Origin of the sequence: Rhodococcus sp. (in: high G+C Gram-positive bacteria) (assembly GCF_049286785.1) — a bacterium.
In the GTDB taxonomy this organism is placed as follows: domain Bacteria; phylum Actinomycetota; class Actinomycetes; order Mycobacteriales; family Mycobacteriaceae; genus Rhodococcus_F.
In genome coordinates this window covers 1-12,951 of the sequence record NZ_JBAQEO010000915.1, presented here as the reverse complement: position 1 = coordinate 12,951, position 12,951 = coordinate 1, and the positions used below count along the sequence as shown (strand labels likewise).

Below are 12,951 nucleotides of genomic sequence, written 5' to 3'. Positions count from 1 at the left end.
CGTCGAAACGGTCAGTGCGAGCGGGTAGGCGAACACCGAACGAGCCCCGCCGGGCCGCCGGAGGGCGGGCGTCAGCCACCGAAGGCGGTCTGCGACGAACCGCTGGGACGGGGCGCTGGACTCCTGTCGGTCGGCATTGTGGGCGCGGCATCGGATCAGCGCGTCGCGAACCGCTGCGGAGCCGCACACGTGGGCGGCCCGACGATCGGCGACGAGCTCGATCAGGACCCGCACCCACGCCGACCCTTGTCGGCACACAGGCACGAACGGTAACGCCGCCGCGAGGGCGCCGGTCATCATCACCAGCAGGTGATGGCGCCCGCGGATGTGGGCATGCTCGTGGGCGAGCACCGCTCTCTGCTCGAGGGGATCGAGGACCGACAGGCCCTCGCTGGCGACTACGGTCCCGCTTCGGCCGCCGACGCTGTAGGCGGCGCAGGAACGCTCCCGCAGCCAGACGACCTCGCCGTACTGTTCCTCGTCGGTTCGGGTCTCGCCGAGGATCCGGATCAGATTCAGGTGTGCGGCGGTGTCGCGACGATGGCGCCGATACGAGCGGGCCACCACCGCGCCGATGCGCAGCAGCAACGCGCCGGTCACGACCCACAGCGTCGTCTCGGCGTAGGGCAGCCACGGCAGCAGCCCTTCGTCCCGGGCGGTGCGCACGCACGATGCCGCCGGCAGCGATACCTGCTCCCACCGCAGGCCGGGACGCGTCGCCACCGCGATCGGTCCACCGACCAGCGCCGCCACGAACAACACCTGGGCCGACACCCACGCCGCCAAGGCGAGGCGCGGATCCGTGCCCGGCGCGGCCAACCGGGCCAACCACCGCGGGGCCGCGAAGCCGAGCACCAGCGCTGCCGCGAACAATGCCCCGGCGACGATCACGACGACGTGTCCCGATCTCGACGCGGCTCGGTCCGGCGGGCGGCTCGGCGCAGGATCCGGGACTCGTCTTCGGTGGCCGAAGTGGCGAAATGCAGCATCACCCGCTCCGGGTCCCCACTCGACCGCAGGACCTGGCGGACGAGTTCGGCGGCGGTTTCCTCTCGGGTGTGCGCCGCCCGGTAGCGGTACCCGCGCCCGATGCGGCTGCGCGTCACCATGTCTTTGGTGTGCAGGTTGTCCAGCACTGTCATCACCGTGGTGTACGCAAGTGCCCGCGACGATTCCAGCCGCGCCATCACGTCGCGCACCCGCAACGGTTCTTCGGCCCGCCACAACACGTCCATGACGGCCGATTCCAGCTCACCGAGGCCCATCACGTCCGTGTCACCGCTCCCGTGTCGCTCCTGTCGCTCGAGCACGGGCTGCCGAGCCGGGCCCGTCCCACTGTACGACCAGTGCATGCACGCACGCACCGCAGGCAGTGCCGGGAACGGGGGCTTCCGCGGGTGTGCAACAACTCCGCCAGCTTTCCACCCGCGGCGGCCTCGAAGCCGTCGGTAAATCCCGGCGGTCGAGATGACCACGTCGTTGCCCAGCAGCAGGAGGGCCATCAGCAGTGGGGTGAACACGAATTCGTGTCAGGCGAAGACGCCGACGGTCAGCAAGATCGGCACTTCGAGTTTCTGGACGCTGACGTTGAGGGCGTAGGTCAGGGAACGCTGGTGGATGCGCCGGCTTTCCTCGATGAACCCGACGATGTCGCTGAGTCCCTCGCGGGTCAGGACCACCCCGGGCCCTGGACCTGGCCGAACCGCTCGAGCATGAGCGCATGGAGCGGCAGGTGCAGCGGGTGCGGCGATCGATGCGGGCGAGGCTCGAGGCGGAGGAGGCGGAGGAACCCGGCGACGAGGCCCGGGCCGGTGCGTTGTTCGACCACGTCCGCCGCGGTGCGCTGCGGGCCCAGCGGGAGGCCTTGATCGCTTCCCGTGACGCGGGCACCCTCGACGACGAGGTCATGCGTAGCGTGTTGGAGAGCCTCGACGTCGAGGAGGCTGCGGCGGAAGAACGGGTGCGGAGGAGACGTCGAGAATGAAGTATCGGAGGAACACGACGGCAGCGGCGATCACGTTGATCGCGGGTGTGGTGCTGGCCGGCTGCGGTACAGAGACGGCCGCGCCGTACGAGTCACCGGGCGCGTCGGCATCGGCACTTGCATCTGCCCGCGAAGACTCCCCGCCGGCCCCGACGGCGGCCGAGCGGGGCGCTGTGATCAGCCAGAGCCCGGTACCGGGCATCGACAACTCGATCACCGCACTCGGCGCGGCCGCCACCCGTGTGGTGTACCGGTCGACGTCGGGTGTGGACGGAAGTGGCACCGAGGTGGTGGCCACGGTGTTCACTCCCGCCGGGCAGCCCCCCGACGGCGGGTGGCCCGTCGTCACGGTCGGTCACGGTACGACGGGCGTCACCGACGAGTGCGCACCGTCCACGTCGCCCACCTTGCTGGGCACCATCGGAGTGGTGCGGCCGCTACTGCAACAGGGGTATGTGGTGGTGGTCAGCGACTACCAGGGTCTGGGCACCGACGGCCCGCACCCGTACCTCGAACCGGACACCGCGGCGTACGACGTGATCGACGCCGTCCGGGCGGCGCGCACCGTGGTTCCGGGCGCGTCGACGCGCTGGGCCGCGCTCGGGATTTCGCAGGGCGGTCAGGCGTCGTGGTCGGCGGCCGAGCACGCGGACGACTACGGCGACGGACTCGATTTCGTCGGTTCCGTGAATCTTTCTCCGGCGGCGGACCTCTCGGGGATCGCGGCGGACGGAGACATCGCCCCGCTCTCGCTGCCGCAGAAGTTGTTCCTGCCCTATCTACTCGAGGGTCTCGAGGTGGTGCATCCCGATCTCGAACCGGACGACTACATGCGGGGCGCCCTCGCCGACAATCCCGACGTCGTGCTGTCCTGCGTGACGGCGAAACTGTCCGAGAAGTGGACGGTGGCAAGCAAACTCACACCAGCCGACACCGGTCCACGCACCGAGGCGGACGCCGAGCGCATGCGGGAATGGCTCGACGAGATCGCCCTGCCCCGCGAACCGGCCGCCGGCCCGATGTTCGTGGTCGTCGGGGGGCGCGACAACCTCATTCTGCCGCAATGGACTTCGGAGGCCGTCGAAAAAGCGTGCGCCCTCGGTGACGTGATCGCGTTCGAATCCGATCCGGATCAGGGCCACGCCGACGGGCGCGCCGTTCCCGGTGCGGTGCAATGGATAGCCGACCGGTTCGCCGGGGTACCGCCGCCGAACACGTGTGGCCGGGGAGGGGGATCGTGACGGGTTCGCAGCTCGAACGACTGCGGGCACTGTGTCTCGCGCTGCCGGGGGCCACCGAGCGGGTCAGTCACGGTGAACCGGCGTGGTTCGTCCGTAAGTCGCCGCAGTTCGCGACGCTCGCGGACCGACACCACGACGACCGGGTCGCGTTCTGGGCGGCGGCGCCTGCAGGCGCGCAGGAAGACTGGGTGCGCCGCTATCCTGACAGGTTCTTCGTGCCGCCGTATGTCGGCGGCCGCGGTTGGATCGGGGTGTATCTCGACGTTCCGCAGGACTGGGACGAGATCGCGGACGTCGTGGAGGACGCGTACCGCGCGGTGGCCCCGAAGACTCTCATCGCGCGACTGGACGCCGGAGAATGAGCCGTCGCCACATGTTCCGGTGGTTGCGGGCCCGGCAAGAGCTCACCACCCCCACCGAACGGGCCGTCCACACGACGCTGCACACGGCGTCGCTGGCGGCCACCCCGCTGCGGCGGGGGCTGGACGAAACGTCGGCGGTCGAGGCCGCGCCGTACCTGCGTCAGCTGACGGGCGGCGAGGCTCTGGCGGTGTTCGACCGGGCCGGGGCGCTGCTCGCCTGGGACGGCCCGCACGAGGGTCTGACCGAACAACTACGCGACGCCGCGGTACGTGCGGTGGAAGGCGAGCGCCGGGTGCTCGTCGCGGACGGCAGCCTCGTCCGGGACACCGATGATCACGCGGTGCGGGCGCTCATCGCGCAGCCGCTGCTGATCGAATCCACCGGCGTGGTGGGGGTGCTGGGCATCGTCTCCACCGAGGATCCGGGCCCGGGCATGCTGGGCGCCATCACCGAGGTGGCTCGGTACGCGTGTGGCCAGATCGAACTCGCCGATCTCGACGCGTCCCGTGCCCGACTCGATCGCGCGGAGGTGCGTGCGCTGCGCGCCCAGATCAGCCCGCATTTCATCTACAACGCGTTGAACACGGTGGCGTCGTTCGTCCGTACCGACCCGGACCGCGCGCGGGAACTGATCCTCGAGTTCGCCGACTTCACGCGCTACTCGTTCCGTTCGGCGGGGGAGTACACACTGCTCGCCGACGAACTGCGCAACATCGACCGCTACCTCACCCTCGAACGTGCCCGGTTCGGTGATGCGCTCGCCGTCACATTGCAGGTGGCGCCCGAGGTGCTCAACGTGGTCCTGCCGTTCCTCGCGCTGCAACCGCTGGTGGAGAACGCGGTGCGGCACGGCATCGCCGCCAAACCGGACGGGGGAACGATCAGCATCGTGGCCGCCGACGAGGGCATCGACTGCGTGATCAGCGTCGAGGACGACGGGGTCGGCATGGATCCCGAACTGCTGCGGTCGGGCTCACTCGACTCCGTGGCCTCCGACCGGGCGGGAGTGAAGGAGTCCGCGCACGTCGGACTCGCCAATGTGGACGACCGGCTGCGGGCGGCGTTCGGCAACGACTACGGGCTGGTGGTGGAGACCGCACCGGGTGCGGGCACCAAGGTGAGCATGCGGGTCCCCAAGTTTCGGCAGGGGATCCGAGCGTGAACGTCCGGTGTCCGTGGGAACATTGCGTACGTTGTGAACCACACTGACGACCCTGCCCAGCGAGAGTCCAGCACGGACCTGCCCCTCACCGTGCTGGCCGTCGACGACGAGAAACCTGCCCTGAGTGAACTCGAGTTCCTGCTCCGCGCACAGGACGCTGTCGGGGACGTCCGCACCGCCGGCGATGCCACCACCGCATTGCGGATCCTCCGGGGCGGCGACATCGACGCCGTCTTCCTCGACATCAACATGCCCGGACTCGACGGCCTCGAGCTCGCCGGAATACTGTCGAACTTCGCGTCGCCGCCGGCGGTGGTGTTCGTGACCGCGCACGACGACCGGGCGGTCGCCGCGTTCGATCTCGGCGCCGTCGACTATCTCCTCAAACCCTTGCGCGAGGAACGTCTGGCGGAGTCGGTGCGCCGCATCGTCGAAGGACGTCGTCGCGCCCGCGAGATCAGTGCCCGGGACGAGAGGGCGGACGAGGTGATCCCCGTCGAACTCGGTGGTGTCACGACTCTGGTGAACCGGTCCTCGGTGGAATGGGTGGAGGCCGACGGCGACTACGCGCGACTCCACACCGCGGACAGTTCCCACCTCGTCCGGATCCCGATCTCGGCGCTGGAGTCGCGATGGGCCGACCACGGGTTCGTCCGGGTACACCGCTCGTACCTGGTGTCGTTGCCCTTGGTGACCGGAATCCGCACCGTCGGCACCGGCCTGGTGGTGTGCCTGCGTCCGAAGGGTGACAAGCCGCCCGTCGAACTGCCGGTCAGTCGCAGGCACACCCGCATGCTCAAGGACCGGCTCGTCCGGGCGCCCAAGCAGTCGTGGACAGCGCGATGAGTCCACCCGAACGCGTCCGAGTGGTGCTCGCGCAGCGCCGCGGCGCCCGGGTGGTCCGGACGCGGGTCGAGGTGCAGGAACAGACCGAGGTCGGCGAAGCCATGATCCGCGGCCTCGTCCGCACACAACTCGGGCTCGCGATCAGGCTGGCGCTGCTTGCCGTGGTCCTGTTGTGCTCGATTCCGCTGCTGTTTCTGTTCCCGGCGTTCTCCGAGGTCTCCATACTCGGAATCCGGCTGCCCTGGCTGGTTCTCGGTGTGCTCGTGTACCCGGTCCTTCTGCTCATCGGGTGGATCTACATTCGCCAGGCCGAGCGCAACGAGCAGGAATTCGCCGACTTGGTGGACGACTGAGCGCGCCGTGATCGACGATCAGCCGATTCCGTGGCTCACCCTCGCAGGCCTGGCAGTTGCGGCCGTCGCCACCGTGGCGATCGGCATCTACGGAGTGCGGTTGGCGCGCACGACATCCGACTTCCTGGTCGCCTCGCGCAGCGTGGGACCCCGCTGGAACGCCACTGCCATCTCGGGTGAGTATCTTTCCGCCGCATCCTTCCTCGGGGTGGCGGGCCTCATCGCCAAGTACGGTGCGGACGCCCTGTGGTATCCGATCGGATTCACCGCCGGGTACCTCGGGCTACTCCTCTTCGTGGCCGCGCCGCTGCGTCGCTCCGGGGCGTATACGGTGCCCGACTTCGCCGAGTTCCGGCTCGGTTCGGTGCGGTTGCGTACTCTCGCCATGCTCGTCGTGTCCATGGTGTGCGTGCTGTATCTCGTCCCTCAGTTTCAAGGAGCCGGGCTGACTCTCAACATCCTGCTCGGCGTCCCGACCTGGGTCGGGGCCGCCGTGGTCGGGGTCATCGTGATCGCGAACGTGGTGGGCGGCGGCATGCGGTCCATCACCTTCGTCCAGGCTTTCCAGTACTGGCTCAAACTCACCGCGGTCGCGATCCCGGCCATGGTGCTGTCGGTGTACTTCCTCGCCGACTCCGACGAGCTCGGCACACCGGCGCCGCCGACCGTGAGCGAGCGGACCAGCGTGGACATCACCACCGACGTCGTGGTGCAGGTGTCCGAACCCGTACGCGTGGGCGACCAGCTTCTCGGTCCGGGCGAGCATCGACTCGGTGAGGGCACAACGATGACACTCGAGGCGGGGGCACCCGTTCCCGTCGTCGCGGGCGCGCCTGCCGACAACTCCGACTGGATCGCACCCGGCTGGGGGCTCGGCGGTGAGCACCCGCTGTTCCAGGTGTATTCGCTGATCCTCGCCACCTTTCTCGGCACGCTCGGACTCCCTCACGTCCTGGTGCGGTTCTACACGAACCCCGATGGGCGGGCGGCGCGGTTGACGTCGCTGGCCGTCATCGGGCTGCTCGGGGTGTTCTACCTGTTCCCGACGCTGCTCGGGGTGTTCGCGCGACTGTATGTACCGCAGTTGCTGATCACCGGCACCTCGGACGCCGCCGTTCTGCTGCTGCCCGGGTCCGTGTTCACGGGCTGGGGTGGGCAACTGCTCGCCGCTCTCGTGGCATCCGGGGCCATCGCCGCATTCTTGTCCACCTCGTCCGGACTGCTCGTGAGCATCGCCGGGGTGCTCAGTACCGACGTGCTGCGTGGGCGGGTGCGCGACTTCCGGATCGCTGCCGTGCTGGCCGGCGCCGTCCCGCTGGCACTGTCGCTCGGAGTGACCTCGCTCGACCTGTCCCGCACGGTGGGGCTGGTATTCGCCGTCGCGGCGTCTACTCTCTGCCCCCTTCTGGTGCTCGGCATCTGGTGGCGGGGGCTCACCGCGGCCGGAGCGGCCGCCGGAATGATCGCGGGCGGGATCGTCGCGGGTTCCGCGGCTGCGGTCGCAGTGCTGGGCGGATTCACCGACACAGCGTGGGACGGCTGGCCCACCGCGATCGTCGCCTACCCGGCCGCGGTGAGCGTGCCGTTGGCCTTCGTGACGATGGTCCTGGTCAGCAAGGCAACGCGGCGGCAGGTCCCCGCCGACATCGGCCGCATCTTCACTCGTATGCACGCCCCCGAGCGTCTCGGTGTGGGATCGGATCGCGAAAGGCAACTACGTTCGCCATGAGCCGCTCGTCCCGGTAGCGCGACCGCTCGGCGCACACTCCGACAGCTCGGCGTGTGATTGCCGCCACAGACTATTTCTGTGACTCACCTCTCATTAACGTCGTCGTGTAGTTCACCTCGCACGCGACCAAGGAGTCCGAGTGACCACAGCCGACCTCACCGAGGGCACACCGCAACAGCGGCCTGCTCCCGATGCGCAAGCCTTCATCGATATGCAGGCCAGCCCGGAGTTTCAGGAGTTGCGACGCCGTCTGCGCAGTTTCGTCATCCCCATGACGGCGTTCTTCCTCGCCTGGTACGCGGTCTACGTCCTGCTGGCGACCTACGCCACCGACTTCATGGGCACCAAGGTGATCGGCAACATCAACCTCGGGATCATCCTGGGGCTCGGGCAGTTCGTGACGACGTTCGCGATTACCGCGATCTATGTCAGATTCGCGAACCGTGAACTCGACCCACGATCGGCAGCGATCCGCGAAGAACTGGAAGGACCCGTTCAGTGATCACCAACCTCGCTGTCGGCACCGACGTCGGCAATCCACTGCTCAACATCGCCATCTTCGTGGCGTTCGTCGTGATCACGATGACCATCGTGATCCGTGCGAGCCGCACCACGAAGAAGGCCTCGGACTTCTACACCGGAGGCGGTCAGTTCTCCGGCCCGCAGAACGGTTTCGCCATCGCAGGCGACTACCTGTCGGCGGCGTCGTTCCTCGGCATCGCCGGAGCCATCGCGGTGTACGGCTACGACGGCTTCCTGTACTCGGTCGGCTTCCTCGTCGCCTGGCTGGTGGCTCTACTGCTGGTCGCGGAACTGCTGCGCAACACCGGCCGGTTCACGATGGCGGACGTGCTCAGCTTCCGACTGAAGCAGCGTCCCGTGCGGATGGCGGCAGCGCTCTCGACTCTCGTCGTCTCCCTGTTCTACCTGCTCGCGCAGATGGCCGGCGCCGGCGGGCTCGTCGCGCTGCTGCTCAACATCGACGGCAAGGTGGGTCAGGCCATTGTCGTCTCCGTGGTCGGTGTGCTGATGATCGTGTACGTACTGGTCGGCGGCATGAAGGGCACCACCTACGTCCAGATGGTCAAGGCGGTGCTGCTCGTCGCCGGCGCCGGCATCATGTTCTTCCTCGTTCTGTTCGCGGTACGCGGCAACTTTTCCCAGCTGCTCGCCGACGCCCAGGCCACGGTCAGCAGCAGCACCAACGAGGCGATCGCAGGACGCGACATGCTCACCCCCGGTGCCAAGTACGGCATCAGTGCGATGAGCAAGCTCGACTTCATCTCGCTCGGCATCGCACTGGTGCTGGGCACCGCGGGCCTGCCGCACGTGCTGATGCGCTTCTACACCGTTCCCACCGCGAAGGAAGCCCGCCGCTCGGTCACCTGGGCGATCGGTCTGATCGGCGCGTTCTACCTGTTCACCCTGGTTCTCGGTTACGGTGCCGCCAAGATGGTCGGACCGGACGTCATCCTCGCAGCACCCGGTAAGGAGAACGCGGCGGCGCCGCTACTCGCCTTCGAACTCGGCGGCACCATCTTCCTCGCGATCATCTCCGCGGTCGCCTTCGCGACCATCCTCGCGGTGGTGGCCGGGCTGGCGATCACCGCCTCGGCCTCGTTCGCCCACGACATCTACGCCAGCGTCATCAAGCGCGGAAATGCCTCCGAGGAATCACAGGTGCGGGTCTCCCGGATCACCGTCGTCGTGATCGGCCTCGTGTCGATCGTCCTCGGCATCATGGCCATGGGCCAGAACATCGCGTTCCTGGTGGCGCTTGCTTTCGCGGTCGCGGCCTCGGCCAACCTGCCGACGTTGCTGTACTCGCTGTTCTGGAAGAAGTTCAACACCACCGGCGCCCTGTTCAGCATCTACGGTGGTCTGATCAGCTGCCTGCTGCTGATCGTGTTCTCGCCGGCGGTATCCGGCAAGCCGTCGTCGATGTTCCCGAACGCGGACTTCGATCTCTTCCCGCTGGCCAACCCGGGCATCGTCTCCATCCCGCTGGCCTTCGTGCTCGGCATCGTCGGCACCTACGTCGGGCGAGGCCGTACCGAGGATCCCGCCAAGCAGGCCGAGATGGAGGTTCGGTCGCTCACGGGTGTCGGTGTGGAGAAGGCCGTCTCGCACTGACCCCACGCGTGCGCCCTCTCGAGCGCCCGCCGACTCCCGCCCGATCGGTGGGAGTCGGCGGGCGCTCTGCGTTTGAAGACCATCGGTTCCTCTCCGAGACTGATAGTCTTCTTTTCGTTGTCCCCGACGTCTGGAATCCATATGCCGGTATCGACCACCACCCGCATGACCCCGGCCCAACTGTGGTTGCTGTTCGTCGCGTGCGCCTCTGCCTCGGTTGTGGTAGCCGCCATGGCGGCGCTCAACACCGCGCTCGTCGATATCGCGGTCGACACCGGCGCCACCCAAAGCCAGCTCACCTGGATCGTCGATGGGTACACCCTCACCCTGGCGGCGTTACTGCTGCCGGCAGGCGCGCTCGGTGACCGGTTCGGCCGGCGGGGCGTCCTTGTGGCCGGGTTGATCATTTTCGGTCTTGCCTCGGCGTTGCCACTGGTGGTGGCCACTCCGCTGTGGCTGATCATCAGCCGCGCCGTCGCGGGGGTCGGCGCCGCCCTCGTCATGCCCGCCACGTTGGCCATCATCACCGCGGGATTCCCGGAGGAACGGCGTGCCCACGCAGTCGGCATCTGGGCGGGCTTCGTGGGATCCGGCGGCATCGCGGGCCTGCTGGTGTCGGGTCTCATCCTCTCGTATGGGTCCTGGACGCTGATCTTCGTCGGCTTCGCCGCGTCGTCGGCGGTGATGGTGATCGCGGCACTGACCGTTGCGTCCTCCCGCGAGTACGAGCGCACACGGCCGGACGTGCGGGGAGCGGTGCTGTCGATCGCCGCGGTGGGTTTGGTGGTATTCGGCGTGATCGAGGCCCCGCACCGGGGGTGGACCGATCCGATCGTGCTCGCCTCGTTGGCCGGAGGCGTCGCCGCGGCCGCTGGTTTCGTCGCCGCCGAACTGCGTACCGCTGCCCCGATGCTGGACGTGCGCCTGTTCGGGAATCGCGCTTTCGGGTCGGGTGCCGCCGCACTGCTACTGCAGTTTCTCGCGGTCTTCGGCGTCTTCTTCGTCCTCATCCAGTACCTGCAGCTCGTTCTCGGCTATTCGCCGTTTCGGTCCGCGCTTGCGCTGACGCCTCTCGGAGTGGCCGTGCTGCTGTTGTCGGTGCTGGTGCCGCGGGTCTCGCACAGAATCGGCCTGCGCGCGTTGACGGCCGCGGGCCTGGCCGGGATCGGTATCGCCCTGGTATGGATCGGGAGTCTCGGGGAGGGCCTTTCCTACTGGCAGGTCATCGGGCCACTACTCGTCGCCGGTGTCGGGCTCGGCCTGTGCACCGCGCCGTCCACCCACGCGATCGTCGCAAACACACCCGCCGACAAGCAGGGTGTAGCATCCGCGGTGAACGACGCCACCCGGGAGATCGGTGCGGCGATCGGCGTCGCCCTCGCCGGCAGTGTGCTCGCGGCCGCGTATTCCCAGCGGATCGCACCCGTCGCTTCCGCGCTGCCCGAGCCCGTGCGCGGCGCGGTCGCCGGCTCGCTGGCGTCGGCCGTGCAAGTGGCCGACGCTGCCGGACCCCGCGGGGCGGAACTCGTCACGGTGGCACGCCAGGCCTTCCTCGACGGCATGCAGCAGGCGTCGTGGACCCTGGCCGCGGTGGTCCTGGTCGGCGCGATAATACTGCTGTGGTGGGCGCCCGGCCGAGACTGAGCACTAGTCTTCCCCCATGGCGAAACTCACGGTGAAGACCGACGTTCCCCTCGAGGCCCAGGACACCTGGGACAAGGCCTCGTACCTCCCCGACTTCGACAAGTGGCTCGTGGTGCACGACGGGTGGCGCAGCGAATTACCCGGTGAGCTGACCTCCGGTACCGTCATCACCTCGGTCGTCACGGTCAAGGGTCTGCGGAACCGGGTCACCTGGACGATCAAGGAGTACGACGCACCCCGGCGTCTGGTGCTGAAGGGTGACGGCAAGGGCGGTGTGAAGCTGGGGCTGGTCCTCGAGGTCGAGAGCAGCGGGGGCAGTTCGGTGGTGGCCTTCACGATCGAACTCGGTGGTGCACCCCTGTTCGGCCCCATCGGGTCGGGTGTGGCGAGGGCGCTGAAAGGCGACATCGAGAAGTCGCTGAGCACCTTCGTCGAGCTGTACAGCTGATATGTGGCGAGGTCTGTGGCATTCCTGGGGCAGGTGCGAGATCAGGTGAAGTCTTGGACCTTTGTTCCTCTTCTGGTGCGGGAAAGAATGATTCCGAAGCCGGGGAGCGGCAAGCTCAGGCGGCTCGGTATCCCCCACGGCGATGGACCGCACGGTGCAAGCGTCGCTGTTGCTGGTGTTGGAGCCGATCTTCGAGGCGGATTTCAAACCGGTCAGCTACGGTTTCCGCCCGAGGCGTCGCGCTCAGGACGCTCTCGGAACCCGGAATCACCACTGGGTGTTCGAGGCCGATATCGCGGCGTGTTTCGACGAATTGGACCATTCCGCGATCATGGAACAGGTCCGTACGCGGATCGTCGACAAGCGTGTTCTGACCCTGATCAAGGCGTTTGACGAAGGCAGGCATCATGTCCGGCGACGGAACGGTCAGGAACTCCGAAGCCGGCACACCCCAGGGCGGCATACTCTCACCGTTGCTCGCCAACACCGCTCTGTCGGTGTTGGATGTCTGTGCGAAATGGGATTCCCACGGGAATGCCTATCGGCGCGAGGTGCACCGCAAACGCGGCGGGGCCACCTATCGGATCGTGCGCCACGCGGACGATTTCTTCGATCATGGTGGTCGGGACCAAAGCGCATGCGGACGCACCCTGGGACGAAGTCGCGGATCGGTATGGCCTCTGCCTAGCGAGGGTGTGGCAAGCAGAGCGGAGAAGGTCTCGGGTTACTGAGCCGGTTTTTCGGCCACACCCACGTATTCGCCGAGGTAGCCGCCGCCAAGCCAGCGTCGTGGCTGCGTGTGCTCCAATCTCACGTCGCTGAGGTCGCGGTTGCGAATCGATTTCAGGACCGATAGCGGATCCAAGCGGTCCGCGTATTCGAGGCCAGCTAGGGCCGGCGTGCTGGGGTCGCCTTCTTTGGCCACCAGCTGGAAGTCGACGTCAGACATGAGCGCGAACAGAACAGTTCCTGCGGCTTCGGAAAGCGCAGGAAATCATGGATCGACTTGTGCATTCGGAAAACGAACAGTGGCCCGACGGTCACGAAC

General features: G+C 67.7%; 15 protein-coding genes and 2 pseudogenes. 13 read left to right on the top strand and 4 right to left on the bottom strand.

All coding sequences use genetic code 11. From position 1 onward, the window contains the following. From WAW17_RS33050 to WAW17_RS33040, 3 genes are all read right to left on the bottom strand, one after another. Window positions 1-891 (bottom strand): M56 family metallopeptidase (locus tag WAW17_RS33050; RefSeq protein ID WP_422337041.1); only part of this gene is annotated, 891 nt, incomplete at its 3' end. Further along, window positions 888-1,265 carry a BlaI/MecI/CopY family transcriptional regulator gene (locus tag WAW17_RS33045; protein WP_422337042.1) on the bottom strand — a complete coding sequence of 126 codons (378 nt, stop codon included), beginning with the start codon at window positions 1,263-1,265 and terminating at the stop codon, window positions 888-890. The genes WAW17_RS33045 and WAW17_RS33050, both read right to left, overlap by 4 nt. 264 nt (window positions 1,266-1,529) lie before the next feature. Continuing rightward, a complete protein-coding gene (locus WAW17_RS33040) occupies window positions 1,530-1,679 on the bottom strand; it encodes a hypothetical protein (protein WP_422337040.1) in 150 nt (49 codons plus the stop codon). Between the two features lie 2 nt (window positions 1,680-1,681). On the opposite strand from WAW17_RS33040, the pseudogene WAW17_RS33035 reads away from it, so the two are divergent. From WAW17_RS33035 to WAW17_RS32975, 13 genes and pseudogenes are all read left to right on the top strand, one after another. Next, window positions 1,682-1,984, top strand: a pseudogene (locus WAW17_RS33035) (Na+/H+ antiporter); the annotation flags it as partial. Further along, entirely contained in the window at window positions 1,981-3,225 is a 1,245-nt protein-coding gene (locus tag WAW17_RS33030; RefSeq protein ID WP_422337039.1) for a lipase family protein, read from the top strand. The pseudogene WAW17_RS33035 and the gene WAW17_RS33030, both read left to right, overlap by 4 nt. Beyond that, entirely contained in the window at window positions 3,222-3,587 is a 366-nt protein-coding gene (locus tag WAW17_RS33025; RefSeq protein ID WP_422337038.1) for an MmcQ/YjbR family DNA-binding protein, read from the top strand. The genes WAW17_RS33030 and WAW17_RS33025 overlap by 4 nt, the downstream gene beginning before the upstream one ends. Then, window positions 3,584-4,750 (top strand): sensor histidine kinase, encoded by a 1,167-nt coding sequence (locus WAW17_RS33020; protein WP_422337037.1) that lies wholly within the window; start codon window positions 3,584-3,586, stop codon window positions 4,748-4,750. Before WAW17_RS33025 ends, WAW17_RS33020 begins: the two co-directional genes overlap by 4 nt. 33 nt (window positions 4,751-4,783) lie before the next feature. Further along, window positions 4,784-5,596, top strand: coding sequence for a LytR/AlgR family response regulator transcription factor (locus tag WAW17_RS33015; protein WP_422337036.1), 813 nt, complete (start codon window positions 4,784-4,786; stop codon window positions 5,594-5,596). Beyond that, window positions 5,593-5,949 (top strand): hypothetical protein, encoded by a 357-nt coding sequence (locus WAW17_RS33010; protein WP_422337035.1) that lies wholly within the window; start codon window positions 5,593-5,595, stop codon window positions 5,947-5,949. The genes WAW17_RS33015 and WAW17_RS33010 overlap by 4 nt, the downstream gene beginning before the upstream one ends. Window positions 5,950-5,956: 7 nt before the next feature. Continuing rightward, window positions 5,957-7,678: a cation acetate symporter gene (locus WAW17_RS33005; protein WP_422337034.1), complete on the top strand. Its 1,722-nt coding sequence runs from the start codon at window positions 5,957-5,959 to the stop codon at window positions 7,676-7,678. Between the two features lie 139 nt (window positions 7,679-7,817). Beyond that, a complete protein-coding gene (locus WAW17_RS33000; protein ID WP_422337033.1) occupies window positions 7,818-8,180 on the top strand; it encodes a DUF485 domain-containing protein in 363 nt (120 codons plus the stop codon). Further along, on the top strand, window positions 8,177-9,811 hold the full coding sequence (locus WAW17_RS32995; protein ID WP_422337032.1) for a cation acetate symporter: 1,635 nt from the start codon (window positions 8,177-8,179) through the stop codon (window positions 9,809-9,811). Before WAW17_RS33000 ends, WAW17_RS32995 begins: the two co-directional genes overlap by 4 nt. 141 nt (window positions 9,812-9,952) lie before the next feature. Further along, entirely contained in the window at window positions 9,953-11,455 is a 1,503-nt protein-coding gene (locus WAW17_RS32990) for an MFS transporter (RefSeq protein ID WP_422337031.1), read from the top strand. A 16-nt stretch (window positions 11,456-11,471) separates the two neighbouring features. Then, window positions 11,472-11,903 carry a type II toxin-antitoxin system Rv0910 family toxin gene (locus WAW17_RS32985; protein ID WP_422337030.1) on the top strand — a complete coding sequence of 144 codons (432 nt, stop codon included), beginning with the start codon at window positions 11,472-11,474 and terminating at the stop codon, window positions 11,901-11,903. A 12-nt stretch (window positions 11,904-11,915) separates the two neighbouring features. Further along, window positions 11,916-12,285, top strand: a pseudogene (locus WAW17_RS32980) (reverse transcriptase domain-containing protein); the annotation flags it as partial. A 25-nt stretch (window positions 12,286-12,310) separates the two neighbouring features. Next, window positions 12,311-12,634 (top strand): hypothetical protein, encoded by a 324-nt coding sequence (locus WAW17_RS32975; protein WP_422337043.1) that lies wholly within the window; start codon window positions 12,311-12,313, stop codon window positions 12,632-12,634. On the opposite strand, the gene WAW17_RS32970 is transcribed toward WAW17_RS32975, so the two are convergent. After that, entirely contained in the window at window positions 12,628-12,852 is a 225-nt protein-coding gene (locus WAW17_RS32970) for a hypothetical protein (RefSeq protein ID WP_422337029.1), read from the bottom strand. The genes WAW17_RS32975 and WAW17_RS32970 overlap by 7 nt on opposite strands. Between the last annotated feature and the right edge of the window lie 99 nt (window positions 12,853-12,951).

Excerpts from the sequence above, each read along its gene's own strand:
- WAW17_RS33045 (WP_422337042.1), bottom strand. The coding sequence starts at position 1,265 with ATGGGCCTCGGTGAGCTGGAATCGGCCGTCATGGACGTGTTGTGGCGG.
- WAW17_RS33030 (WP_422337039.1), top strand. The coding sequence starts at position 1,981 with ATGAAGTATCGGAGGAACACGACGGCAGCGGCGATCACGTTGATCGCG.
- WAW17_RS33020 (WP_422337037.1), top strand. The coding sequence starts at position 3,584 with ATGAGCCGTCGCCACATGTTCCGGTGGTTGCGGGCCCGGCAAGAGCTC.
- WAW17_RS33010 (WP_422337035.1), top strand. The coding sequence starts at position 5,593 with ATGAGTCCACCCGAACGCGTCCGAGTGGTGCTCGCGCAGCGCCGCGGC.
- WAW17_RS32990 (WP_422337031.1), top strand. The coding sequence starts at position 9,953 with ATGCCGGTATCGACCACCACCCGCATGACCCCGGCCCAACTGTGGTTG.
- WAW17_RS32985 (WP_422337030.1), top strand. The coding sequence starts at position 11,472 with ATGGCGAAACTCACGGTGAAGACCGACGTTCCCCTCGAGGCCCAGGAC.
- WAW17_RS32975 (WP_422337043.1), top strand. The coding sequence starts at position 12,311 with ATGTCCGGCGACGGAACGGTCAGGAACTCCGAAGCCGGCACACCCCAG.
- WAW17_RS32970 (WP_422337029.1), bottom strand. The coding sequence starts at position 12,852 with ATGTCTGACGTCGACTTCCAGCTGGTGGCCAAAGAAGGCGACCCCAGC.